A 25017-nucleotide genomic window follows, 5' to 3' on the forward strand; every position below is an offset into this window, starting at 1 on the left:
ACTTTGTTTAGTTTTCAAAGATCTACTCGCTGTCTTGCGACAACTTCTATATCATAGCAAGTTAAGTAAAAACTGTCAAGATTTAATTTTTTTAATTTAATTTTGACGTCGTACTAACTCGCGACAAGAAATATCATACCTTGAATTAACTTTTTGGTCAATACTTTTTTTAAAAAAATTTTTTTAATGTTAAAATTTCAGGTCTAACTAGCAACAGCAACATTTGTTCATCCGTTTTCGATTTAAAAATCAAATAACTTTTTCTTCAATAATTTTATCGCCATTTTTAATGGTATATCTGCCTCTAGCTGTTGTGCTAACTGCCAAAAAGCAGCTGGAAAAAAGTCTTAAAAATTAAAAAGTGCCAGAAAATCATGCTGCTGAAAGCATTGATTTCTAACACTTCTTTATGGTTATTTTCTAGGTTCTAGCTAAAAAGTTAATTTTTTCCCAGCCTCTTCAAATTTAATCAACTGATTTTAAGGCTTCTAGCATATCGACCCGCTTTAAAATATGATTTACCAAGAGTCCTAGTAAGAAGAGAATGACAATAATTGCCACCGTTGGTACTAAATAAACATATAGCCCCACACTAGGATTGAACATGATTTGATCAGAACCAATTATACCTAAGATTAACTTATGGAGGTAAAAACCACCCACTAGACCAACGATAATTCCGACAAACGATAGTGTAATGGTTTCACGATAAATGTACATAGTAACTTCCTTGCTATGGAAACCAAGCACCTTAATCGTTGAGAGTTCTCGAATTCGTTCAGAAACATTGATGTTAGTCAAGTTATACAAGATAACCACTGCTAATAATACCGAAAGGATAATTAAAATAATCATTACCGTCTGCAAAGATCCAGCCACCTTATTTAGTTGTTGAACAGCGGAGTTATTTTGTGAAACAACACCGACTGCTGACATTTTCAGCAGATGTGCAGCCGTATCTCCAGCAGGGCCGAGACGATTATCCTTAAGCTTAACTAAACTAGCATTCGTCTGATAATCCTTGCCCGTCAAAATACGATAATAATCCGCACTCATGTAGATAAAGTGGGCTGCATACATTTCCGTAATCCCTGCCACCTTGATTTGGCGTTGCTTACCGGCTAACTTTAAGTTAATCGTTTGACCAGGTTTCACGCCATAAAGATTGGCCAATTTCTCACTCAAGATTATGCCCCGATTATTTAATTTTAAAGCCTGACCGTTACTACGTTGGCGTAAATTAACATACTTGGCAAAACCTTGGGGCTGACTGATAATCAGATTAATATCTTGCTTATCACTGACCCCGGAAATTTTTTCTTCCAATGTTTCCAACTGTACCGCGCGACGACCTGTTGCCTTTTGATTAAGGTAAGTCGCTACTTTCGCTTTTTGAGCCTTCGTAGCCTGCGGATTTTCTACCACAATTAGGTTGTATTTAAGAATCTCTTGAAACTGACTGGTCGAAACGCCAGAAATCGAAGCTTGAATTCCAAGCCCTGCGAAAAGCAAAGCCACTGAGCCAGCCACCCCAAAGATGGTCATTAACATCCGTTGTTTATAACGAAAAATATTACGTGCGGTTACCTTTTGCGTAAAGGAGAAACGTTTCCAAATAAAGCTCATTCTTTCCAAGAAAATCTTGGATCCAGCAACAGGGGGCTTAGCTTGTAACAGATGGGCTGGTTGCTCACTTAAATCGCGACGGGCCACTAAATAAGCTGGTAAAACTGCTGAAAATAGTGCTGCCATAAAGGCAATGATAATGTAGTTAAGGTGGAAGTATAGCTTAGAAGCCCCCACCACCGTACCGGCAGTCACGATCTTACCAATAATGGGCGATAAACCATAATTTCCGACCATAATCCCAATCGTGGTTCCGAGAAAACTTGTTACCAAACCGTAGAGGACAAATTTCATCACGACTTGATGTTTAGTGTAACCTAGAGCCCGAAAAAGTCCCACATTGCCCCTTTCTTCGTCGACAAAACGTGTCATCGTCGTTAAAGTTACCAGCGCTGCCACCAAATAAAGCACCAGTGGGAAAATATCACCGACGGCAGAAATACTAGAGGTCGCCGTTGCATAAGTGCTATAGCCATTTCCTCCAGGAAGAGTTTCCCGATTGTAGACCGTATACGTTGGCTTCGCCATTGCTTCAATTTGTCTTTGACTCACTGCTAACTTAGCTTGAGCCTTAGTCACTTCGGCTTGCCTTTGACTCACATCAACTCCTAAAGCCTGAGCTTGGGAAATTTGAGTTTCTAACGCCCGAATTTGAGCTTGGTTAGTAGCTAATTTTTGGCGGGCACTTGCCTGTAATTCATGCAAACGCTTGGTACCGTTATCTTTTAAGGTCGCCTTGAGTTTAGCTTGGTCTTTTTTTAAATTAGCCTTGTAAGTATCGGTATAATAAGGATCGTTCAAATTTGTAAAACGCACCCGTGCCAAGCCATAAAGATTCGTTTCGAAGGCCCCAGCAGTTGTCACAGCATAAGCTTGCAACTCACCGGTTCCGACACTAGAAGAACCGAGATTTTCCTCCGACCAAATTTCCGCTGATTTAATGAAACCAACTACCGTAAATTGTGTCCGCTTAAGACTATCATTCTTCCCGCGATCAAAACTAATCTTATCACCTAAATGATACTTACCCCGCAACTTTTCCGCCAAAGCAATTTGATTAGCCTTTTGAGGAAGCTTGCCAACTACCACTTGATCTTGCGAAATGTACTGACTCTTGGAAAAAATCCGCACTGCCTGGTTAGTCTTTTTTATCGTTACATCTTGTAATTTAACAGCCTCGACTTGGGCACCCTTAACTTTTTTGAGTTCTTGGACATCTGTTTTAGTTAGACCATAATCAGACATCACCATTAAGTCCGCCATCTTAGTTTGTTCAATATATTTTTGTCCAGTAGCTTCCATATTAGGGCTAACGACTTTCAAACCAATTAAGGTCGTTGCTCCTAAAGCTAATAGGAAGACAATTGATAAAGTCCGACCCCAGGAAGCTGAGAAGGATTGGCGGACATCTTTCCAGTATTTTTTCTTACTCATCATAGCCCCCTAGTATTCCAAAATCGCAATATCTTGAGGATGCGCGTTAAGTTCAACCTTTTGCACGGTAGCATCTCGCATATGAATCACCCGGTCAGCAATCGGTGCCAAAGCCCCATTATGAGTTACAATCACTACCGTTGCCCCGTTTTTGCGGGACATGTCTTGAAGAATTTTCAAAACTTGCTTCCCCGTTCGATAATCCAAAGCTCCAGTCGGTTCGTCACATAAAAGCAACTTAGGCTGTTTAGCCACAGCCCGTGCAATAGAGACTCGTTGTTGCTCCCCTCCGGATAGTTGCGCTGGGAAATTATCGATTCGAGCTTCCAGACCAACCTCCTTGAGAACTTCTACTGGATCTAAGGGATCCGCCACAATTTCAACCGCTAATTCCACATTTTCTTTGGCTGTCAAATTAGCCACCAAATTGTAAAATTGGAAAACAAATCCGACATCCGTTCGTCGGTAATCCGTTCGTTGGCGATCGTTGTAGGTTAAAATATTCGTCCCGTCAATGATGACCTGCCCTTCATCGCCGGTATCCATTCCTCCCAAAATATTAAGCAAGGTTGATTTCCCAGCCCCCGAAGAACCTAAAATAATAACCAGTTCACCCTGGTTAATTTCGAAATTGACCTCCCGATTAGCTTCAATCACATTTTCACCCATATGATAACGTTTAGCTAAATTTTTGACTTCAATATATGCCACCAACATCGCCTCTTTTTCTTTGTATTTACATACTAATAATATCCTAGCGTCAAGCTGGCTTCAATTACTTTTTACAAGTAAAATTGAAAATTCCTTAGTGTTAATCATGAATGATTTGCAGGAAAGGTTCAGGGAAAATACCAATCAAAATAATTGACACACTAAAAGAAAGCGCTTTATAATATATGTGAAATTTATATCAAGGAGGAGTTTCTCTATGACTGATTACAAATTTTTAGAACCTTATACTTTAAAAAACGGGGTCACACTTAAAAATCGCGTTGTTATTCCACCAATGACTGAAGGATCTGCTTTGGCGGATGGTTCAGTATCTGATCAAGAACTTAAATATTTCCGCCAAAGAGCCGGTGGGGTTGGTATGTTCATTTCACCAGTTGCTAATGTTAATAATCTCGGTAAAGGATTTCCTGGTGAATTAGCGGTTACTGATGATGCTTTCATTCCACGTTTAAGAGAAATGGCTTCAGCAATGAAGTACAATGGTACGAAAGCCATTTTGCAAATATTCTCCGCAGGTCGAATGAGTAATTCTGCAGTTCTAGGGGGCCAACCTCCAGTAAGTGCTTCTGCGGTTCCTGCACCACGTGAAGGTTATGAAACACCACGAGCTCTAAGTGAAGAAGAAATTGAGCAAACAATCAAAGATTTCGGCCAAGCAGTAAGACGAGCAATCCAAGCTGGATTTGACGGTGTTGAAATTCATGGTGCTAACACTTATTTAATTCAACAATTCTTCTCTCCCCACTCAAATAGAAGAACAGACAAATGGGGTGGCTCTCTGGAAAATCGAATGCGGTTCCCATTAGCGGTTGTTGATGAAGCCTACAGAATTATTGAAGAATATGCTGACCGACCATTTATTTTAGGATATAGAATTTCTCCTGAAGAAATTGAAGAACCGGGAATTAGGTTAGATGATACCTTGAAGTTAATTGATAAATTAGCAGATAAACCATTGGATTATCTCCATGTTTCTATGGGCTATGTATTCCGAACTTCTCTGGTTGATAAATCAGATGAAGAACCAATTATTTATAAGATTAAAAAACAAGTTAATGGACGTTTACCGTTAATTTCAGTGGGGAGTGTTGAAACGCCACAGGAAGCAGAAAATGTAATGGATGAAGGCATTGAATTAGTGGCAATTGGTCGTGAATATATTCGTGAACCTCGTTGGATTGAAAAAGTAATGGACAACGATGAAGGGGCTATTCGTTATACATTATCACCTTCAGATTTGGAAGATTTAAATATCTCCCCTGCTTACTGGGATCTCTTACAAAATACATTCCATTCTTTAATGCACATTAGTAACGACCCCGACGATACAGACCCAACCCGTTTCAAAAATCAGTTGGCGCCACACGAAGGGGTTCAAGATTAATCGTTAGAAATCAGCTCGTCGGGGCTGATTTTTTATGTATAATTTTCCAACGCCTCCATACAAAATGAAAGAACCAACTGAATCATCAAGAAGGACGTAGATTTTCAAAAAAGTTGCCAAAAGTGGTATAATAAATTTAACGAAACCTAGAAAGTTGGTGCTTTATGTCAACTTATGTCGCCATTGACTTGAAATCCTTCTATGCTTCGGTGGAGTGCGTGGCTTTAGGCCAAGACCCCCTAGACTTTAACCTTGTGGTAGCTGATAATCGTCGTTCCGATAAAACTATTTGCCTGGCAGTGTCTCCCGCCTTAAAACAATTAGGAGTTTCCGGTAGACCACGCCTTTACGAGGTTAAACAGAAAGTTCAAGACCTAAACTATCAACGTTACCGGCAAGTAGGACGACTTTACGCTAAGAGTCCATATTTACATGTGCTGAAGAAAAATCCGCGGGCCAAGGTTGATTTTCAAGTTGTACCTCCACGGATGCAACATTATCTAGAAAAGAGTTCGGAAATCTACGAAATTTATTTACGCTACATAGCTCCGGAAGATATTCACGTCTACTCCATTGATGAAGTCTTTATGGATGTTACCAACTACTTGGAAACCTACAAGCTCACGGCCAAAGAATTAGTTAAGCAGATTATTCTTGATATTAAGGAAGAAACGGGAATTACCGCAACAGCGGGCATTGGCGAAAATATGTATTTGGCCAAGGTTGCCTTGGATATTGTGTCTAAGAAATTCAAGGCTGACAAAGATAGCGTGCGGATGGCGCAACTTTCGCAGCAGCACTACCGTCAGTATTTATGGGCCCACCAACCCTTGACAGATTTTTGGCGCGTTGGTCGGGGCTATGCCAAGCGCTTGGAAAAACTCGGCCTTCAGACGATGGGCGACATTGCCCGTTGCTCACTAGGAACACTTTCTGACAAGATGAATGCCGAGGTGCTTTACCAGGAGTTTGGCAAAAATGCCGAACTTCTAATTGACCATGCTTGGGGCGAAGAAACGACGACGATTACGGATATTAAGGCTTATCAACCTAAGCGCCACAGTCTTGGTTCGGGCCAAGTCCTGATGCGTCCTTATAGTTTCCAAGAAGGATTGGTAATTTTACGGGAAATGTCGGATAACTTAGCCTTGGATTTAAACCGCAAAAAGCTGAAAACTAAGCAATTAACCCTGACAATTGACTATGATGTTAAGAATTTAAAACAAGGTTATCAAGGAGCTTTAGCCACGGATTACTATGGCCGGGCGTTACCCAAACATGACCACGGGAGCTATAATTTTGAACGCTATACCGACCTACAAAGTCAGTTATTCAAGGGTTTTAAAGAGATTTATCAGTGCCAAGTAAACCCGAAAATGCTAATCCGAAAAATTACCGTGGTGGCCAGCGATGTCATGCCAGCTGAGGCAGCTGATCGGGTGCAAGTCAGTCAACAGTTAGATTTATTTGCTGATTTTACCCAAGCCGAAACGCCCAAGAATCTTGAAACTGAAAATAAAGAGCACCAACGTCAAGAAATCGTGAATAACTTGCGGGAACGTTTTGGGAAAAATGCCATCATCAAGGCCAGTAGTCTTTTGGAGGAAGCAACAGGCAAGCAAAGAAATAATCAGATTGGAGGACATCAGTCATGAGTAAGCTCTTTCCGTCAACGGAACGCTATCGGGATATGTGGGACCTGCCAACGCCCAAATCACGGGCTCACCCCGCCATGCCTCGCGCGGAATGTGCTGCCCAATTCATGCCTTTTGTAGCCTTGACAGGCTATGAGGAGTTATTGGCACAAAAGGCTGAGGTAAGGTCTTCCCAGCAGATTTTAGCCAGTGATGAACAAGAGGTTTTGGCCCAAGCCTTGGTGCAAGTTAAAGAGGACTTGCCAGTTAAAGTATGGGTGAATTACTATGATCAGAAGAAAGAAAAGGAAGTTGAATTGATTGGGACTGCCGAGAAAGTATTAGAGTTGGACCAAACCTTGCTAGTTTCCGAGCAGAAGTTGAAATTTGGTCAGCTTTATCGTGTGGAAATATTGGAATAGATAGCAATTATCTCGCAATTACTTGCGGGATTTTTTATGTTATTGGTTTCGAGTAACTAGACACAAAAAAGGACTAACTTTCGCTAGTCCCCCACGCTTAAAACTGGTTTATCACGCCAGTTTATTGTACGTTATACATCCTATTCATCATCGTTATTATAACACTAATTAGTGCGTTATTCTATAATTTTCTTTGTACGTTATATGTCTTATCAGCCTAAATTGTACAAGGAAGGAGGAAACTCCTGATGTCAATTTACATCTTATTTATCATTGTGCCTACGGGTACAATCAAAAAAGTACTTAAGAAGTTACTTAAGTTTTGGCTTGAAGACTAATTAAGTACTAAGGTGCTATCTTCGGATGGTGCCTTTTTGATTAATTAAATCTGCCTTGCTTGTTAAGAAGTATCCCCCTACTAAGGTTTTAGACAAAAGATTTATACAATTAAAGTTGAGCAAATGTTGCTAATTTCCGGGCAGAAATTAAAATTTGACCAGCTTTATCGCTTGGAAATTCTTTCAAATTGAAATAGGTTACTTTTTTCAATCAAAGTGGTATCATATAGATATCAAAAACAAGAAAAGAGGTCGATTAATATGGCAACAGTTGCTTCCACAATTCGTCTAGAAGAAGACATGCGAGAAGAATTGGTTAAGAAATTAGCTGCCTCAGGTTTAACCTTGAATGGTTATTTTAATTTAGCAGCTCGACAATTCTTGATTCAAGGTAAAGTTCCGTTTGAAATTAAGACAGAACCTGAAGTCAAAAAAGTTAAGTTTAATGACAAGACAAGGAAAGCAATAATTCGAGCTTATGCAGAAGAAGAAGGTGTTATTCCTGTCACGGCGAAAACTTTTGATAATGCTACTGATGCGATGAAGGAGTTATTTGATGTTGAGTAAGTGGCAAATTCGCTATGACCAGGAATTCATCAATGATGTTAGATACTGGAAAACTCAGGTAAGCAATTTAAGAGAAGAATTGCAGGCAATTACCGAGTATATTTTGGAGTATGGTGAAGTACCCGAAGAATATAATCCGCATCTCTTGGTGGATCCATCCTTACCATATAACGGAAATATGGATTTCCACTTATTTGATGGTAAGTTAGATTTGTTAGTAATATACACTGAAATTGAGAAGAAAAAAATATTTAGATTTATTCGTCTCGGTAGTCACAAACAATTGTTCCATCCGTATGATGAATAAAAAGACTAGAAGTTCCTCTTTGAGTTGTGAGGACAATTAAGTACTAAGGTGCTATCTTCGGATGGTGCCTTTTTGATTAATAAAAAGGTAAGGCCCTTTTAATTGCTTTCATACCACTACTTAAGATGAAATCTTACAAAAAACCTTATCTTAAGTCTTATCTTTTAGTTACTAAAATACATATTTAAGCGATTAATAGCATCAGTTTCCATTTTCTTAGTGGCATGCGCATAGACACCCAAAGTCATACTTATATTAGCATGCCCTAGCCGTTGCTGAACGGTCTTTATACTAGCTCCGCTTTCAATTAATAACGTGGCGTGTGTATGCCTAAAACCATGTAAGGTTATCTTTTTAAAGTCGCTTGGTAGTTTGCGGTAGATTGCTTGTAACTGTTTTTTGGCGGTGGTGATGTACGGGCGCCTCCCCGTCCCATTATCAAAGACGGGCAACGGCTTAGGCAGTGTATTTAAAAGTCCCAAAGCAAAGAGCCTTTTATTTTGGGCTTGTTGTTGGGATGCCAGGGCTTGCATGGTGATTTTATCCATTGCTATTTTGCGCCACCCCGCCTTAGTCTTAGGGCGCTCTATCTTAGGGCCGTTAAGTCCCCTTGATATTGTTTTATCGATAGTTACAGTAGCAGCATTGAAATCTATATCATCCCAGGTTAGGGCCAAAGCCTCACCAATTCTTACACCGCTAAAAGCTAGAAAGCGATAAAGCGGGTATCTCTCCGGTTTATTTTTCTTCACGTATTCCAAAAAATAGGCTAACTCTTCCTTGGTGAAATAATTATCAGTCAATTTTTTCTCCGGCTTTTTAGGCAAAATGACCGCTTGCATAGGTGATTTATTAATATAGCCATTCTTGATAGCATAACTAAAAACCTGATTAGCTAAAGCGGCTATTTGGTCTATTGCGCTAGGTGATTTAATAAACCAGTCATTAATAGCATTTTGGCATTGATAGCCCTTAATAGCCTGTATTTTCAATTTTCCAAACGATTTTAGAATATGGTTATTGAGCCATCCCGCTTGATATTGATAAGTGCTATCTCTGATAGAATGCTTTTTGGCCTCCATGTATTGATCCGCAACCGCCTCAAAAGTTAAATTGTTATTGGTAAGTGGTGAAAGCTCACCGCTTGCTTTTTGTAATTCTAGACGGCTAACCGCAAGACGTGCCTCTTTTTTAGTCTTAAACCCTTGCTTATGGATATATTTTTTCTTGCCGGTAACATCATCAATCCCGGCATAAAAGGCAAACTTGTATTTAGTTTGGCCTTTGGTAGTGTATTCTTTAATTTTTGTCATTATTGTACCTCTCTAAACAGAAGTTGACCCGCTCCGTTTTATAGCTAAGTGGTACGACAAGAAGAACTGATAATTTTAAGTTGCACCCAAAAGCAAAAAAGTTGCACCCAAAGAAAACCTAAGGTTGCAAGGTGTTTACTGAAAAATACTGGACTTTCCAAGGTTGCTAACATCCCTAGCTTAAGACACTGAACTGAAAATTAAGCCCTGTTAGGTAGCTAAGAATTGCTCAGGTTTTTTGAGGTTGGCTAATGTTGGCATAAATCTTAGTCGGTGGGATGGTTATCTTTAAAAAAGCCCCGACTCCTTATTTAAGGTGTTTATAAGCGCAGCAAGAAGTCCTTGTAATGTGATTTTTAACTTTATTTTTTCATTTTCTAGCATATCATTGTTAACCTTGTGATGATAATTATTAAAAGCATTCAAAAGTGCACCTTCCAATTTTAGAAGTTTTTCATAATCGCCAGTGTCCTTTAAAGGGGTGTCTTTCGCCTCATAGAAATACACGATACTAGAATAACTATTTAAAAAAGTCTGAATATTTTCCCCTATTAATTCCTTAGTTGATTTTGGTATTTTCTCATTGAAATTTTTATCATCCCAATCAGACCAAGTTGCTATTAATTTATCGAATAGTTCTATGTTTCCAAGGTTTGAAGTTATTTTCCCCGCCTCTAAAAAATCATCATTCCTGGGGTCCGAATAGCTTTCATCGACATACCCCAATACGTACGCTATTGACTTCCCAAAGTAGTTAGCTATTTTATGCGCAATATCATAACTAGGAGCCCTGCCTCTTTCATAATTACTTAGAGCAGCTTGTGTGATACCTATTATTTGAGCAAGTTCTTTTTGTGTAATTCCTTTTTTCTTCCGCAATTCTTTTATTCTATTTTCCATTAAAATCACCTCTTTTTTATAAAGAATAACACTAGAGATTGATAAATTCCATAAAAAAATAAAACAAAACGTTATTTTTTTCTTGAAATAATATTACAATCGTTATATTATTTAATTGCAATCGGAAAATATAACGATTGTAATTTTTAGGAGGTGATCACATGCAAAAAAGAGAGCTTACGGCATCCCAAGTTAAGCTATTGAAACGCTTAAGAGGTGAAAATAACCTAACAATAGCGGCACTTGCGAGAGAGCTTAAAATCAGTCGTTTTACACTTTATCCAATCATCAAGGGCGAAAAGTTGAAAGTACAAAATTCAACTTTTAACAAAATTAACGATTGGATAATTGAAAAATGCGAGAAAGAAATTTAGAGGTGATGAAATAATGCCATTGGAAGTTACATTATCCGAACAACAAGACCAAGCTTTACGCGGCTACCTTGCAACCCTGGTACGTGATGAAATTGACCGGGTGCGGGATGATGAAAAGCTTAATATGCTTGTTTACACTAGAAAAAACCTAGCAAAGGCTTGCGGTATCTCACCGGCGACCGTTGATAAATGGCAGAAATTAGGTCTTAAGGTAGCGTACGTAGGAAACACGCCTTATTACACCGCAGACGCCGTTAAATCGTTTTTTAGAGAAAGAACAATATGAACATACAAAAAAGCCTTGCCGATTTTGAAAGCAAGACAAGGCAGTGAATAGAAAGAGATAAAGCACAAAAACAGAAAAGCATTGACCCGCTCCGTTTTGTGGCTAAGTAAATTATAACAAATTTTGGGTGGTGATTAAAGCTTACCAGGGATAGCATCCCCCCAATTATTCAAAATTAGAAAGGAAGTGATTATATGGCTGAAAAGAATGGCTTTACAGTCCGAGAACTAGAATTCATGGGGCTGATACCTTATGGAAGTAAAAACGCCAAAAAACGGGCTGATTTGGCCCGATTGATTGGGTTAAACCCGTTAAATAGGAACGATATACGGGACTTAGACAGGCTTACTGAAAGTTGCCGAAAGAAAGGCGCTCCGATATGTGCATCTAAGCGGCAACCGTACGGCTTATATTTCCCCTCTGACAACTCCGAGAGAATACAAGCGACCGCTCATTTAAGAGCTGAGGCATCAAAATACATGCGACTGATTAAGACGCTAGAAATGGCGCCTTTACCAACAGAAATAGGAAAATAGAGGTTTTAGCTGATTTTGAAAATCACCAATGAACCAAAAATAACCTTGAGTATCGACAAATACCCAAGGCCTACTAAGAAGTATCTCAGTAACTAATACATATCTAACAGTTATTAGTATACTGAGATACCTCTTAAATTACAATGTAACTTTATGAATGTGAGCCTTATTTTTTCCCATAATGGAGAAAGAGGCGGGTTTGTGGCGGGAACTGAAAGAGGTAATTTTTATGTACTTAACTAAAGCTGAAATTATAACAATCGTAGCCGGAGTGATTTCAATGGCTTTTTACTTAAGCGATCATCCATTGAAAAGCGTGGCTTGCTATGCAGTAGCCGCATTTTTCTTCCTGGGACAAGCCACTTATGAGGCAGTAACCGGGCGCTATTTTGAAAAGAGAGGTACTAAGTAATGAACGATGATTTTAAATTAATTGCTGCTGATAAAGGTGCAAGGTGGGCTATATGCACCACCCCCGAAAGCCTAACCCTAGGAAAAAAAGTTTACAACCTGCTTAAAAATCGCAAGCAAAACGCTATTTTATCAACCGGTAACCTAACCGGTAGTCTAAAACCCGGTTTTATCATTGATTTAAAAATCATCGCCGAAGAAAACAACAATGAAAAAATGGAGATATCGCTTACTAAGTTTTTAGAGAAACATCGAGACTACTTGAAAGAAGATGAATAGCATGGATAAAACAAGCAAGCATCTCCTAAAATTAGGCATCATTCAACTAAAATCATCCCTAGAATTTAGAGAAAATAAGGGGCGTTGGTGATGCTATATGTACAAAGAGGTTACAGTAACAAGGTGATGCAAGCCGTTCCTGGAACGCTCAAAGACTACCTTGCAAGGTATAACATCCCGACCTTTTCAGTTTCCGCTGACAACGTGAAAGACCTAAAGAGGGAACTTGATTATGCTTATAGCGGGATGCTTACAGACAATAGGCGAAGTAACGACACCATCCAAAGCAGGGATATTCTAGCGCTAGACCTTGATAATATTAACCCAAGCATAAATACACCCGACAAGCTTTTAAATAGGCTGACAGAACTATTAGACGCCTTAGAATTTATCCTATACCCAACAATTAAGAACGGTTTGAAGGGATATGGGCTTAGGTATCGTTTGTTGATTGAAACACCGCCGTTACTTCCCGATACGTATATTTTGGTTGCCAAGGGGTTTATCTATGGTCTTATTGATAAACAGATTTTAACAAGTAACTGGGATGAAAGTACGACCCGACCGGCGCAGCTTTTTTCACTACCAGTTAGAAATCAGTTTACCCAAGGCGAAGTAATCACCTATCACCAAGGCGCCAAATTAACCGCTGATGCTATTAAAGAGAGCCTACCTAGCTTTAAAGCTCTTATATCCAAGTATGAGGATGAAACAGACTTCAACCATCCCCCTACTAATTATGTGAAAAGGAACACTGACCCGACAAAAGGCGCTTACTGGCTTAGTGAGATAACCCAAGGCATTGGAGAGGGCCGCAGAAATAACACCATGTATAATTTTGCCTGGTATTGGTTGGTGTGTGGTATGGCTGATTTAGGCGCCTTACCTGGCTTGTATGATTTTCTAATGACGATTAACCAAGCGTACTTCACTCCGCCCCTATCTGATGCAGAGATTAACCATATTTTTAAATCCGCCATTAAAGGCTATGAACGTGTGAAAGAAAGAGGATGATGCAATGAGACAACCAAGCGCAGAAATGCAAAAATTTATTAATAAACACAACGGCGACCCAATGAATATTAAGAAACACAAGCAAGCAACTAAGTCTAAAGCGATTGTACCGACTGAGGCATTTAACCTCCCGACCTGGTTTGAGGATGGTGTTTTTACCAAGGGCGCAGTGAATAAAAAAGGCGTCCGGAGCCTCAGAGGCGTGAGCGAGTCAAGTATTAAGAATATCATTCTTATTCTAAAGAATGACCCTAAGGCTCCGAAACCATTTTATGACGAGTTTTCAGAGTTGCTTATGTATGCTGATGATAAAGGCAGATACATCCCATGGGACAAGCCAAATAGCAATATCCTTAAGTATTACATTGAAAGTAATTTTGACTATACCCCGACCCCGTCAACCGTTGATATTGGTTTGAGAGCCTATGCGATGCAGTATAACACCCGCAACCTAGTTAAAGAGCGTGTGGAAACTGTAGCATGGGATGGCATCCCCAGGATTGAAAGCTTGTTTGTTGATTTTCTAGGCGCTCCCAACTCCCATTACACCAAAGAAATTACTAAGCGTTGGTTTACTGGGATGATTAAGCGAGTGTATGAGCCAGGTTGTAAGTTTGAGTTAGTCCCGGTTTTGTACGGTGGCCAAGGCATTGGCAAAAGTGATTTAGTAAGCTCCATTTTCCCTAATTCTTTTGTGGATAACTTAGGATCTATGAAAGATAAAGACGATTTGCTAAAGCTTAATAGCAAAATGGTTGCTGAGATAAGCGAGTTAAAGGCGTTCAATGCATCTAGCACAGACGAGATAAAAAACTTCATTAGCAGCCGCAACGACAACTACCGCTCCCCCTATGGCGAAACTACAAAAGACCATGCAAGAAAGACGGTATTTATTGGAACGACCAACAAGCCTACTTTCCTAAAGGATGATACCGGAGAACGGCGCTTTTATCCAATTTGGTGCAATGGGGATGCAGCAACTAAAAATCCGCATAAAGTGGATGATAGTTACATGTTACAAGCCCTAGCTGAGGCTAAAGCACTGTATACGGCGGGATATAAGCACTATATCGATATCAAAGAGGATAGCGAGTTAGTCGAAATAGCCAAAGAAGAACAAGAACGGGCCAAGGAAAAATCGATGGTAGATGATGAAATTGAACAATACCTAGAAAGCACCACGCCTCCCGACTATGAAGAAAAATACTTCAAGTTGTCGCTTGATGACAAGCGCAGTATCTATGAACAATCTATGAGCGAGGCGCCCGCCGTTTGGATTAAAATTCCTTACGTTACTACCAAAGATATTTGGGCAGTAGGATTAAAGCAAGACCCCGATAAAATGACGATTAGGGGCAAAAACTCCGACTCAAAAGCGATTAATGACCGGATGTTTGCTAAGGATGGTTGGGCATTCGTTGAACGACTAAGGGGCAAAAAAAGCCATGGATATATTAGAAAATAATATTTTGCCCCAATAACGCCCCAATAAAACAGGTTATTGGGGCAAGGTTAAACCCTTGATATAACAATGTTTGCCCCAATATCCCTAATATCCCTAATAAAAAGAGTTATTTATATATTTTAGTAAAAAGGTAGTAAGTAATAGTAATAATATATGGGAGTGTGTGTTTTATTGGGGCAATTCGGGCAATTCGGGCAAAGCCTTATATATCAAGGGATAAACGCCCGCCCTAATAAATGATTTATTGGGGCAATTCGGGCAGAATATAAAAATTACTGAAAAAAACGATATGAGAATGAGCCTATCAAGGCGGGACAGTGGCGGGTATCGAGGTAGAAACATGAAAAGATATGAACAATTAGCAATTAAAGCAACTAAAGCGGCGCGAGCATCCTCCGACTTTTGGGGGTGGGAAGATTTGGCCTATTTGGCTAAAGAGATGATTAAAACAACCAACGACTTGTTATATAACACTAAAACCATTTACAGTTACTCGTTGCAAGTAAATCTATTGAATAAAAGTATTATAGATGATGGCACAATCTTTATACTTGATGACGAGGATGCCCAAAAGATTAATAGCCTATATGACCTTAGAATGCTAGTACTATCTAAGATGCCAAAAATGGGATTAAAACCGACCAAAGATTTTTACGACCTAAGATTTTACGAAAGCCATGGTGTAAAGATGGTTGGTGATAGCCTAACTATCAAAATGGCCAAGAAAATAGATAAACTAGAATGTGATATAAACAACCTCAAAAGGGAAAATATTGAGCTTAAGAAACTCCGAGACATTTATTATAACGCCGTTGGTAAACTACTTAAGAAAGCAACCCCCAGCGACATTTACAAGCTTGGATGGTCTGCTACCGACTTTATAAAGGTCAAGAAAGCATTTAGCGAGGTGATCAGTAATGCATGATGAACTTTATATACCTAACCAGGTTTTAAACGATGAACGATTAAGCGCAGACGCTAAAGTTATGTACGGCATGCTACTACTGGAAACATCCCCGCTTGTAATCGTTGATAGGAGCCTTGAAAAGCGTTTGGGTACAGATAGAGCCGAGTTATTAAAGAACGCCTTAGAGCTTGTAAATCATGGTTATTTGGGGATGCATGCAAGCATCACTAACCGAGGGTATCAGATAAACGTATATAGCCTTGAAGTGTTAGATGATAACCATATTAAAAAAGCTAGAAAGATGATACCCAAGCAAGTACACCATCATTCTAGCAACGACAACCAATTAACTTTATTTTAGATTAAAGCCCCTTAGAATAACGCTAAGGGGTCTTTTAGTGTGAGTAGGGGCAGATTTGCCAGGTACTAAAAATGCTAAGGTTTGCTAACATTTTCAGACCTAGCTTAGATTTACCAAGGTTAAATGACACTATGGCAATTAGAAAAAATAAGCCTTGGTTACATAGCCGATTTTTCGACCGCCAAAGGCTAAGTACAATACTGAAAAAAATTAAAGAATATAATTATTATACCAAGTTACAGAAAGGACTAAAAGTCATGTACTCCCATAAAATAGATAAACGACTGACCCAAGAAGTAATAACCGAGTTGATGGACGTTAATAAAATATTAAGCATATAAAGCTGACCTTAGATTATAATCTAGGGTCTTTTTTAAACAGGTCTTTTTAACGGGCCTATTTTTTATCCGAGGTCAATTTAATTTACCATGACACCCCGGAAAAAATTACAGGGGCTATAACATAACATCCCTTAGAACGGGCTTTCACTTTTAAGCGCATAGAATTGTAAAAATTATTTTAGTAGCTTAAAACGGTATGTTTTACCACGATAATTCAACCGTGATAGAATTTTAAATAAGGAACGGTATAAATACCCGAAAAGGTTAAAAACGCTTAGAACGTAAAATACGAGGTTATAACACCCTAGGTTAAATCTAGACCAAGGACACTATAACTACAAATACTACTTCAAAACCTGGTTAGTGGGATGATGGACGACCTGAGCAGAACTTAGACCGCAATGTAGCTAACATCCCCCGCCCCTATTTTGAGATTGAGAAGAGCGCACGTTGCTCTAATCTTGTGTCAGAGAGCAATTTTTAAAATTTTTAGGTGGGGGGGGCTACTATCGATATTTGTGGCGATGGCTAAAAGTGGTAGCGGGAATTTCCGCCGCCAAACACCCCCCTCACGTGAGAATTTTTGTGTTTTTTTGTGGAAGTTAAGCCCTTCCCACCGGTCTCCAGGCTGTCGGAATTGACCTCTTTTAGCCCGGGGGGGTAGAAGAAAACTATACAAAACGCTACAAAACCGTCCTTTTATTTTCTCCATAACTGGAAAATTTCCGCAGAAAAAAAGCCCAAATACGACTGAAGAATAGCCGCGTTTGAGTTATATCCTAATCCTGCCAAAAGTGGCAGAAATTGCAGAGGTGTAAAAATGATTTTTGATGAGGTAGACCAAAAAAAGACCGCTGATAAAGTTGATACTTTTTTCAAAAAAGATTATGAACGACTGAAAGTAATGGCTAGTGTTAGCATAGGATCTTCTAGTTACGGTGAAAGAGTATCAGAAAGCAAGTTGAACGGACAAGAAGAAAGATACACCCGCAAAGCATGGGCTAGTCAGATTGTAGAAGCAGTGCAAACGGCTATTAATTCTTGTGATGAAAGGTGTAAAAACTTGTTAGAACTAAGGTATTTAAAGAATTATGCAGTGTGGCAAGTAGCTCAAAATATAGGATATTCCGACAGTATGTATCACCAGTTAAGAAGAAAGGCTTGTAATCAGTTTGCTGACGCTTTCGAGGTAGTAGCCGAGCCGTTGCTAGGGGATGATAGCGACTTACATGTTTATAAGTGAAATAAAACCGCCTTTTTATTTTTCCCATAGTCGGACAACTTCCGCAACAAGCCAGGCTCTGAAAGCTGATGCCGAGATGCGCACTGTAAAGCCGTTTAACTCTATAAACATTGGCGATTGGTTACACCCAACTCCTGGGGATACTTGTATTAAGGCCTAATTTGGCCCTCTATGGACTGGATACGACATAAACAAAAAACCAGGCCAAAAATGGACTGGTTAGTTTGTCATATCAATTAGCTATAAAACGGATAAGGTCTTATCTTAAGTCTTATCTTTTTTCTTATCTCATATTGGGTAATCAGAATTAATTACATGATAGGATGCCTGTTTTAAGGCACTTTTTAACCCGTAAAAGTACCATATAAAAGCGGTGTTTAATTGATTAATCAAATCTGCCTTGCTTGTTAAGAAGTATCCCCCTACTAAGGTTTTAGACAAAAGATTTATACAGTTAAAGTTGAGCAAACGCTACTAGTTTCCGGACAGAAATTAAAATTTGACCAGCTTTATCGCTTGGAAATATTGGAATGAGTGGCAATTATCTCGCATTTATTTACAAGATTTTCTCTCCTATATTAATATCTTTGATTAGCTAAATACAAACAAGGACTAACCTTCACTAGTCACCACGCCATTCTTACTAAAAAGGTTACTTTTCCCTTAAAAAATCAATCTTTTGTGAAAACGGAAACATTCTTATCTAGATTAGGTTATAATAGAAGTAAAGAGAAATGTAAGGATGTGATTTTTATGTCGAAGTTAAGTCACAAACAAAGTTTAATCATCATTCTCGCAATTGCTTTAGTTGCTATTATTTTGCAATTTGTTCTCGGACATGCCTTGTGGGCGCAAATTCTGGTCACCTTGGTCGGAGCCTATCTAGCTTGTGTTATGTTCTTGGAAATGATTCATACTTTAAAATCTGGAAAATATGGCGTTGACCTCTTGGCAATTTTAGCGGTTGTCTCAACCCTATCCGTCAGCGAATACTGGGCGGCCATGGTTATTTTAGTTATGTTAATTGGAGGAGATGCTCTCGAAGATTACGCTGCTAAAAAAGCCAACACTGAGTTAAAGGCCCTGCTTGACAATTCCCCCCAACTAGCTCACCGTTTACTTGCGGGAAAAACAGAAGATATTGATGTCGAGCAAGTACAAATTGGTGATCAATTGCTAGTTAAACCTGGAGAATTGGTACCAGTTGACGGTTTTATCATTAAAGGAACTAGTAATTTTGATGAGTCGTCCTTAACGGGAGAATCTTTACCACAAGAAAAAGGCTTTAATGATAATCTCATGTCCGGGGCAGTTAATGGCGAAAATGCTATTACCATGCAGGCTAGCCAAATCGCCGCCAATAGTAAGTACCAGCAGTTAATCAAATTAGTTAAAAAAGCTGAAGAAACTCCCGCTCATTTTGTCCGGATGGCTGACCGGTATGCAGTACCATTTACCATAATTGCTGTCGGAATCGCCTTTGCAGCCGCTTTAATCGCGAGAAGCCCACAACGCTTTGCTGAAGTCCTCGTAGTTGCGTCGCCTTGCCCCTTGATTTTAGCAGCTCCTGTCGCCTTAGTCTCCGGAATGAGTCGTGCTTCACGTAACGGGATAGTTGTAAAAACTGGAGATATGCTCGAAAAGATGTCTACTGCTAAAACCGTCGCCTTCGACAAAACGGGAACTATTACTAATGGGCATTTAACTGTAGCAGCGATTCAACCTCAAGGCGATATTAGTCAAAAAGAACTATTACAATTAGCTGCGAGTGTCGAGCAGGAATCAACCCATGTTTTAGCCCGCTCCTTAGTCGCCTATGCCAAAAAACAAGGAATTGAACTTCAAACGGTTAATAATTCTAAAGAAATCACCGCTAACGGGGTTCAAGCCCAGCTTGCTAATCACCTAATTAAAGTGGGGAAAAAGAAGTTTGTGGTCCAAGACCTCAAGTTACCCGGAAGTGAGAATACTGCCATTTATGTCAGTTCAGATGACCATTATCTCGGTTATATTACCTTTAGTGATCACCTCCGACCAGAAGCAGCTCACACTATGACTGTTTTACAAAAATACGGGATCACCAAGCTTATGATGCTCTCTGGTGACCAAAAAGCAACAGCTGAACAAGTTGCGACTAAAGTTGGGATTACAGATGTACGTGCGGAACTTTTACCAAAAGATAAGATTACGGCTCTCAAGGCCTTAGCTCCAGAAAATAAACCGGTCATTATGGTTGGTGATGGGGTCAACGATGCCCCCAGTCTCGCCACAGCAGATGTCGGAATTGCCATGGGTGCTCATGGCTCTTCTGCTGCCAGTGAATCAGCCGATGTTGTTATTCTGAAAGACGACCTCGCTAAAGTAGCTAAAGCCGTGATTATTTCTCAAGACACCATTCGCATTGCTAAGCAATCCGTCTTGATTGGAATTGTTATCTGTACTATTTTGATGGTAATTGCCTCCTTTGGGATTATTCCAGCTTTTGTAGGAGCAATGTTCCAAGAAGTAATTGATACCGTCTCAATTTTATGGGCTCTTAAAGCTCGCTATTCTAAAGAAAATTAAATTCAAATTCTAAGCAATAACTTTGTCGCAATTTTAGCAACAAAGTTATTTTTTAGTTTCTCAAATTGAAAAGTTACCTTTCCCATACTATACTTCGGAGCAAATTGTTTATAGATATCTTTCGATTATACATATAATCATACGTGACTTTATACATATTTTTATATGTATTATAACAAATAATATTATACGTATATTTATATGTATACATATAAAATTAAGTGTGACTATATGTATAAAAATATGTACATTTTTGCTTATCTTTGTATGTATTTATGACTAACCTTTGTTGAACTGGCATTCGTAACAATATTAGAAGTTAGATTAAAAATGTAAAATTAATACTTTGCTTTTATACATATTTTCCTACGTACGAAAACACATATCTTTATATGCTATTTTATATTTATCATCATACATATCATTATACTTATATTTACCTTAATAACAATGGCGTGATACATCAACATTTATCACATACTGAAAAGATACATATATTTATACGTAATATATTAAATATGATTATATGTACAAATGCACGTAACCTCTTATTTATTTTGATATGTGCCTATTACAGACTTTCGTAAATACGTATCAGAAAAACTAATTGTAATAACTGAGCAAGTCACAATGTTTAAATTAATTAAAATGTAATGTTGGATCCTCTATATTTATACGTATTTTATTACGTATAAATATACATAATTTTATACGTATCTTTATATTTGTGATTATACGTACTAATTATTGCATTTAATATTTCCTCCTCAACATTTCTATTTGATTTTTGCGATTAACTTGAACCATCAATTTATTATACGTAAATTCATACATGCTTTTATATGTAGTTTTATATTTGTCATCATACATATTATTATATGTACATTTATATTTATCTTAATGAAAATAGCTTGATATAATAGTATTTATCACATGCCAAAAAGATACATATATTTATACGTATACGCATTATGTTAAGTGTAATCGTATGTATAAATGTATGTATCTTCTCACTTACTTTTGTATGAGGTTATGGTAGAATCCTTGCTGAACTGGAGTTTGTAATCGCACATCGTAAGAAACAATTGGATGTTGTTTCCCCTTTATCGTTCGATACTCCTGTCTTAAGGAATCTTTTACGACTTCGCATTCGCCAAGATATAAGAAATCCTTCCCTTCGGCATCTGATTCCTTCACAAACAAGTAATAACGATTGCTTGGCGCTCCGTCAGATACACCTGCAAACATCTTGTTAGTCTCCCCTTTACCCAAAGTTCGATTATTTTTAGTATAGCAATGCATGACTGTATTTGACAAAAATTCATCCTCATACTTAATTGTTTCAGAAATATCTTCATTTTTGTGGTAAGTCACAAAGATAGGGCAGGTTTGGTTTTCAAGATAGTAACCCCCGATGTTTTGGCCAGAAATTTGCCGTTCCCAATTTAAGAGGCGACAAACATCAGTACGTTTATAACGTTTATTCACTGTCAACTTAACTTCTGGCTGATAGTTCTTTGCCTGGAGAATGCCTGCCTGAATAGCGTCAAAAGCCAACTTCCAGAATCCAGAATCTGATTTTAAAGCCTGGCGAAGTGTTGGTGTCAACTGATAATCTCCTGCTACTAGCTCCACAAATGGTTCATTTCCATAGCGGTACCTTTGGGTCTTGGTTAAATCTTTAATTGTCATTGGTGTGTAAAAATCAAGGTTTAAAACCCGTTCCACCGAACTTAATGTGGCCTCATCAGCTAAATATCCCTGCTTTTGAAGTTGCTCCGCAAAATCTTTCTTAGCAACTTTTTTATGGGATAGCAACTTCTTCAATAAAAGTAATTCCTGCGCTCTTTTCCCATTACTTAACTCCTGAGTTAAAAAGTCGAGTACCTTATTTTCATATTCGCCAAGTTTAACGCCTTCTTCTTTGACAATTTTCTGTAAGAAATCATTATAATTTCCCCGCTTAGAGAGACTGTCAAGTAAAGCTTGCGGTTCAACCATGTTATTTTTTATGAAATCCGTCATCAAAGGTATTCTACCTAAGCGACGCTTGAGTTCATGAAAATCGTCAATAATTTCTTGCTTAAATGGATTACGCTGTTTTTCCAGCTGCTTGAAAATTAAATCTTTGGCAACCTGCGTAAAGTTAATTGTTGAAATACCTTGAGTCGGCTCTAAATTGACCTTCTCGCGCACGCCATCCTTAGTACGGGAATTATCCCCCGTTAAAGCTACCGGTATTAAATAATTATTCTTGTAGTTTCCAATGAAGTCAATTACCGTTAAGTAGTCTTTACCCTTTGCCTTACGCAAACCACGTCCTAATTGTTGGACAAACACAATGGCCGATTGTGTCTGCCGCATCATAATAACTTGATTGATGAAAGGAATATCAATCCCTTCGTTAAAAATATCGACCGTCACCAGATAAGCTAGTTCTCCCCGCTCAAGTTTCGCAATTGCTGCTAATCGTGCTTCTTGACTATCAGCTCCCGTTAAACTTTGTGCCGGATAACCTTTTTGAGTCAAAAGCTCAGCAATTTTTTGCGCTTCTTCCTTACGACTCACAAAAACTAAACCATAAAGTTTTTCCCCGGCATGACCGTAGTAGCGACTTTGTTCCAAAACATAATCTACCCGCTCTTCGCTAACTAAATGCGCTAGTGGCGTTTGATCATCGACTATCTCACCTTGATACTCATAATCCTTGAGCCCTACATAATGAAAGGGTGCCAACATATCTTCATTCAAGGCGTCTTGGAGACGAATTTCATAGGCCACATTATAGTCAAAAAGTTCGTAAATATTCTCATCATCACTTCTTTCTGGAGTCGCCGTCATTCCTAAAAGAAAGTGTGGTTGAAAATATGCCAAAACCTTTTGGTAAGATTGTGCACCCGCTCGGTGCGCTTCATCGACTAAAATATAATCAAACTCTTCACGGGTAAACTGACGAAGATTAGCCTCTTTAGAAATGGTTTGAATCGTCGCAAATAAGTAACGCGCGTGATTTTGCTTATGATTTCCTGACCAAATACCAAAATTATCCCGGCTTCCACCAATCACTTGGTGAAAACTTTCTAAGGCTTTTTGTAAAATTTGTTCGCGGTGTACGATGAATAAGAAACGCTTAGGCTTATAAGCGGCCACATCAAAGGCCCCCAAATAAGTTTTCCCCGTCCCCGTTGCAGAAATCACTAAGGCCTTGTGTTTCATCGCTAACCGTGATTTTTGTAACTGATGTAGGGCTTCTGCTTGCATTTGATTAGGACGAATCGTCGCATACTTTTCAGCTTCGACGTTTTCCGCTACCAAATCCCCTATTTGCGCAATTTTTGCCCGTTTGGTGTCCCTAAATGGACTAACCCAAGTGCGTCGGTATTCAGCGATCCATTCTGCTGTAAGTGGCGTCGCTTTTTCCCAATCAGTTTCAATTTGTTGGGCTAAATCTGCCGTTAACTGACCATTTTCATGAGAAGTAACCCGTAAATTCCATTCTTTATTAATTGTCAGGGCTCTTTCCGTCAAATTAGAGCTCCCAATCATTGCAACTTGGTAATCTCCATGATCAAAAAGATAGCCTTTCGCATGAAAACCACCTTGTTTAGGTGGCTGATAGATGCGCACTTCCACATTCGGTAACTTGGCTAATTCAGTAAAAACTTTAGGGTGATTAAAATTTTGGTAGGTGGAAGTTAAAATTCGCCCCTGTATCCCTTGGTGCGCCAAATCTTGCAACCAAACTTTTAAATCTAGCAAGGCTCCTTCTGTTACAAACGCTACTGCAAAGGTAAAACTTTGACAGCTCTGCAACTCATATTTAAGTTGATCGTGCATGTTTTCCTGGCGTTCATTCGCAATCAAACGAGCTGCATAGGTCGCACTATCTTGGTATTTTTCCTTATCCAAAAAGGAATTTAAAACGGCTGCTTTCATTTCATTAATTTTATTCATCAAACTTAACCTCAGTTAAATCCATTTGACTCAAAGCTTGCGCAGCTGGAATATCTGCTTCCGCCCAATTTAAGGTCAACAATTCTTCTGGTTTAGCCCAATAAATTTCACTATGTGCAATCAAATCAAAATTCTTAGTCAAAAGTTTAGCCAGATAAACTGTTAGATGAATGGTTCCAAAATCATAGGCATGTACACCCGTTGCCACCTTAGCGCCAACTTGAATTTGATCATTAAATTCTTCTTCTAATTCACGAATCAGAGCTTGCTTTTCATCTTCACCAGCTTCAATCTTTCCACCAGGAAATTCCCAAAGGTCACCTAAAATTCGGTCACTACTACGTTTAGTAATTAAGATTTTGCCATCCTCAATTAAAGCTGCTCCGACAACATAAATATCCTTCATAAATCCACTTCCTTAACTTTAATATCTTCAGAATAGCAGCTTTTAGGAATATTGTTAAGATCTGAAACTAAATAACTATTTCTTCATCTTCTTTTTGATAAGTTATTACTTCGTTTCTTTAAAGTAACTTCAAATATCAAAGCCTATTATTTAAGCTATAATTTTACGCTAATTGCTAGTTTGTAATACTTCCATTTTTTGTAAATTGTACAGTGTTA

Annotated in this window: 22 protein-coding genes; 16 read left to right on the forward strand and 6 right to left on the reverse strand. The window is 38.7% G+C overall.

The window, feature by feature from the left end; all coding sequences use genetic code 11:
- Positions 1–465 precede the first annotated feature (465 nt).
- Both FC36_RS06735 and FC36_RS06740 read right to left on the reverse strand, forming a co-directional pair.
- Positions 466–3060: an ABC transporter permease gene (locus FC36_RS06735; protein WP_025021508.1), complete on the reverse strand. Its 2595-nt coding sequence runs from the start codon at positions 3058–3060 to the stop codon at positions 466–468.
- A 9-nt stretch (positions 3061–3069) separates the two neighbouring features.
- A complete protein-coding gene (locus tag FC36_RS06740) occupies positions 3070–3771 on the reverse strand; it encodes an ABC transporter ATP-binding protein (RefSeq protein WP_025021507.1) in 702 nt (233 codons plus the stop codon).
- 217 nt (positions 3772–3988) lie between these two features.
- Between FC36_RS06740 and FC36_RS06745 the strand changes: the two genes are divergently transcribed.
- The 5 genes from FC36_RS06745 (at position 3989) to FC36_RS06765 (ending at position 8444) form a co-directional block, all read left to right on the forward strand.
- Positions 3989–5176, forward strand: coding sequence for an NADH-dependent flavin oxidoreductase (locus tag FC36_RS06745; RefSeq protein WP_023859152.1), 1188 nt, complete (start codon positions 3989–3991; stop codon positions 5174–5176).
- Positions 5177–5340: 164 nt separating this feature from the next.
- On the forward strand, positions 5341–6831 hold the full coding sequence (locus tag FC36_RS06750; RefSeq protein ID WP_056986794.1) for a Y-family DNA polymerase: 1491 nt from the start codon (positions 5341–5343) through the stop codon (positions 6829–6831).
- Positions 6828–7232, forward strand: coding sequence for a hypothetical protein (locus FC36_RS06755; protein WP_056986795.1), 405 nt, complete (start codon positions 6828–6830; stop codon positions 7230–7232). The genes FC36_RS06750 and FC36_RS06755 overlap by 4 nt, the downstream gene beginning before the upstream one ends.
- Before the next feature lie 599 nt (positions 7233–7831).
- Positions 7832–8137 (forward strand): hypothetical protein, encoded by a 306-nt coding sequence (locus tag FC36_RS06760; protein WP_025021359.1) that lies wholly within the window; start codon positions 7832–7834, stop codon positions 8135–8137.
- Entirely contained in the window at positions 8127–8444 is a 318-nt protein-coding gene (locus FC36_RS06765) for a type II toxin-antitoxin system YafQ family toxin (protein ID WP_025021358.1), read from the forward strand. The genes FC36_RS06760 and FC36_RS06765 overlap by 11 nt, the downstream gene beginning before the upstream one ends.
- Before the next feature lie 164 nt (positions 8445–8608).
- Here FC36_RS06765 and FC36_RS06770 read toward each other — a convergent pair whose 3' ends face one another.
- Together FC36_RS06770 and FC36_RS06775 are read right to left on the reverse strand one after the other, a co-directional pair.
- The gene (locus tag FC36_RS06770) at positions 8609–9757 is read right to left on the reverse strand and encodes a site-specific integrase (RefSeq protein ID WP_025021357.1); all 1149 of its coding nucleotides are present in this window, start codon (positions 9755–9757) and stop codon (positions 8609–8611) included.
- A 288-nt stretch (positions 9758–10045) separates the two neighbouring features.
- Positions 10046–10657 carry a helix-turn-helix domain-containing protein gene (locus FC36_RS06775; protein WP_025021356.1) on the reverse strand — a complete coding sequence of 204 codons (612 nt, stop codon included), beginning with the start codon at positions 10655–10657 and terminating at the stop codon, positions 10046–10048.
- Between the two features lie 161 nt (positions 10658–10818).
- On the opposite strand from FC36_RS06775, the gene FC36_RS06780 reads away from it, so the two are divergent.
- The 11 genes from FC36_RS06780 (at position 10819) to FC36_RS06835 (ending at position 20439) form a co-directional block, all read left to right on the forward strand.
- A complete protein-coding gene (locus FC36_RS06780; RefSeq protein ID WP_025021355.1) occupies positions 10819–11031 on the forward strand; it encodes a helix-turn-helix domain-containing protein in 213 nt (70 codons plus the stop codon).
- Positions 11032–11044: 13 nt separating this feature from the next.
- The gene (locus FC36_RS06785; protein WP_025021354.1) at positions 11045–11317 is read left to right on the forward strand and encodes a MerR family transcriptional regulator; all 273 of its coding nucleotides are present in this window, start codon (positions 11045–11047) and stop codon (positions 11315–11317) included.
- Between the two features lie 194 nt (positions 11318–11511).
- On the forward strand, positions 11512–11853 hold the full coding sequence (locus tag FC36_RS06790) for a hypothetical protein (protein ID WP_025021353.1): 342 nt from the start codon (positions 11512–11514) through the stop codon (positions 11851–11853).
- Positions 11854–12082: 229 nt separating this feature from the next.
- On the forward strand, positions 12083–12265 hold the full coding sequence (locus FC36_RS06795; RefSeq protein ID WP_025021352.1) for a hypothetical protein: 183 nt from the start codon (positions 12083–12085) through the stop codon (positions 12263–12265).
- Entirely contained in the window at positions 12265–12543 is a 279-nt protein-coding gene (locus FC36_RS06800; RefSeq protein WP_025021351.1) for a hypothetical protein, read from the forward strand. The genes FC36_RS06795 and FC36_RS06800 overlap by 1 nt, the downstream gene beginning before the upstream one ends.
- A 90-nt stretch (positions 12544–12633) precedes the next feature.
- Positions 12634–13557 (forward strand): primase alpha helix C-terminal domain-containing protein, encoded by a 924-nt coding sequence (locus FC36_RS06805; protein ID WP_025021350.1) that lies wholly within the window; start codon positions 12634–12636, stop codon positions 13555–13557.
- Between the two features lie 4 nt (positions 13558–13561).
- On the forward strand, positions 13562–15022 hold the full coding sequence (locus FC36_RS06810) for a virulence-associated E family protein (RefSeq protein WP_056986796.1): 1461 nt from the start codon (positions 13562–13564) through the stop codon (positions 15020–15022).
- Positions 15023–15362: 340 nt separating this feature from the next.
- Positions 15363–15947, forward strand: coding sequence for a hypothetical protein (locus FC36_RS06815; protein WP_025021346.1), 585 nt, complete (start codon positions 15363–15365; stop codon positions 15945–15947).
- Positions 15940–16290 (forward strand): hypothetical protein, encoded by a 351-nt coding sequence (locus FC36_RS06820; RefSeq protein WP_025021345.1) that lies wholly within the window; start codon positions 15940–15942, stop codon positions 16288–16290. The genes FC36_RS06815 and FC36_RS06820 overlap by 8 nt, the downstream gene beginning before the upstream one ends.
- Before the next feature lie 1161 nt (positions 16291–17451).
- Positions 17452–17874 (forward strand): ArpU family phage packaging/lysis transcriptional regulator, encoded by a 423-nt coding sequence (locus FC36_RS06830; protein ID WP_025021343.1) that lies wholly within the window; start codon positions 17452–17454, stop codon positions 17872–17874.
- A gap of 753 nt (positions 17875–18627) precedes the next feature.
- On the forward strand, positions 18628–20439 hold the full coding sequence (locus tag FC36_RS06835) for a heavy metal translocating P-type ATPase (protein ID WP_025021342.1): 1812 nt from the start codon (positions 18628–18630) through the stop codon (positions 20437–20439).
- A gap of 1014 nt (positions 20440–21453) precedes the next feature.
- On the opposite strand, the gene FC36_RS06840 is transcribed toward FC36_RS06835, so the two are convergent.
- Positions 21454–24393 (reverse strand): DEAD/DEAH box helicase, encoded by a 2940-nt coding sequence (locus FC36_RS06840; RefSeq protein ID WP_156409537.1) that lies wholly within the window; start codon positions 24391–24393, stop codon positions 21454–21456.
- Complete coding sequence (locus FC36_RS06845; RefSeq protein ID WP_025021541.1) at positions 24386–24799, reverse strand: (deoxy)nucleoside triphosphate pyrophosphohydrolase; 414 nt, start codon at positions 24797–24799, stop codon at positions 24386–24388. The genes FC36_RS06840 and FC36_RS06845 overlap by 8 nt, the downstream gene beginning before the upstream one ends.
- Positions 24800–25017: the final 218 nt, after the last annotated feature.

The organism is Ligilactobacillus equi DSM 15833 = JCM 10991 (genome assembly GCF_001435735.1).
Classification (GTDB): domain Bacteria; phylum Bacillota; class Bacilli; order Lactobacillales; family Lactobacillaceae; genus Ligilactobacillus; species Ligilactobacillus equi.

What these genes read in the sequence shown, in the direction of transcription:
- FC36_RS06735 (WP_025021508.1), bottom strand. Translation starts at nt 3,060, where the DNA reads ATGAGTAAGAAAAAATACTGGAAAGATGTCCGCCAATCCTTCTCAGCT.
- FC36_RS06745 (WP_023859152.1), top strand. Translation starts at nt 3,989, where the DNA reads ATGACTGATTACAAATTTTTAGAACCTTATACTTTAAAAAACGGGGTC.
- FC36_RS06750 (WP_056986794.1), top strand. Translation starts at nt 5,341, where the DNA reads ATGTCAACTTATGTCGCCATTGACTTGAAATCCTTCTATGCTTCGGTG.
- FC36_RS06755 (WP_056986795.1), top strand. Translation starts at nt 6,828, where the DNA reads ATGAGTAAGCTCTTTCCGTCAACGGAACGCTATCGGGATATGTGGGAC.
- FC36_RS06760 (WP_025021359.1), top strand. Translation starts at nt 7,832, where the DNA reads ATGGCAACAGTTGCTTCCACAATTCGTCTAGAAGAAGACATGCGAGAA.
- FC36_RS06765 (WP_025021358.1), top strand. Translation starts at nt 8,127, where the DNA reads ATGTTGAGTAAGTGGCAAATTCGCTATGACCAGGAATTCATCAATGAT.
- FC36_RS06770 (WP_025021357.1), bottom strand. Translation starts at nt 9,757, where the DNA reads ATGACAAAAATTAAAGAATACACTACCAAAGGCCAAACTAAATACAAG.
- FC36_RS06775 (WP_025021356.1), bottom strand. Translation starts at nt 10,657, where the DNA reads ATGGAAAATAGAATAAAAGAATTGCGGAAGAAAAAAGGAATTACACAA.
- FC36_RS06780 (WP_025021355.1), top strand. Translation starts at nt 10,819, where the DNA reads ATGCAAAAAAGAGAGCTTACGGCATCCCAAGTTAAGCTATTGAAACGC.
- FC36_RS06785 (WP_025021354.1), top strand. Translation starts at nt 11,045, where the DNA reads ATGCCATTGGAAGTTACATTATCCGAACAACAAGACCAAGCTTTACGC.
- FC36_RS06790 (WP_025021353.1), top strand. Translation starts at nt 11,512, where the DNA reads ATGGCTGAAAAGAATGGCTTTACAGTCCGAGAACTAGAATTCATGGGG.
- FC36_RS06795 (WP_025021352.1), top strand. Translation starts at nt 12,083, where the DNA reads ATGTACTTAACTAAAGCTGAAATTATAACAATCGTAGCCGGAGTGATT.
- FC36_RS06800 (WP_025021351.1), top strand. Translation starts at nt 12,265, where the DNA reads ATGAACGATGATTTTAAATTAATTGCTGCTGATAAAGGTGCAAGGTGG.
- FC36_RS06805 (WP_025021350.1), top strand. Translation starts at nt 12,634, where the DNA reads ATGCTATATGTACAAAGAGGTTACAGTAACAAGGTGATGCAAGCCGTT.
- FC36_RS06810 (WP_056986796.1), top strand. Translation starts at nt 13,562, where the DNA reads ATGAGACAACCAAGCGCAGAAATGCAAAAATTTATTAATAAACACAAC.
- FC36_RS06815 (WP_025021346.1), top strand. Translation starts at nt 15,363, where the DNA reads ATGAAAAGATATGAACAATTAGCAATTAAAGCAACTAAAGCGGCGCGA.
- FC36_RS06820 (WP_025021345.1), top strand. Translation starts at nt 15,940, where the DNA reads ATGCATGATGAACTTTATATACCTAACCAGGTTTTAAACGATGAACGA.
- FC36_RS06830 (WP_025021343.1), top strand. Translation starts at nt 17,452, where the DNA reads ATGATTTTTGATGAGGTAGACCAAAAAAAGACCGCTGATAAAGTTGAT.
- FC36_RS06835 (WP_025021342.1), top strand. Translation starts at nt 18,628, where the DNA reads ATGTCGAAGTTAAGTCACAAACAAAGTTTAATCATCATTCTCGCAATT.
- FC36_RS06840 (WP_156409537.1), bottom strand. Translation starts at nt 24,393, where the DNA reads ATGAATAAAATTAATGAAATGAAAGCAGCCGTTTTAAATTCCTTTTTG.
- FC36_RS06845 (WP_025021541.1), bottom strand. Translation starts at nt 24,799, where the DNA reads ATGAAGGATATTTATGTTGTCGGAGCAGCTTTAATTGAGGATGGCAAA.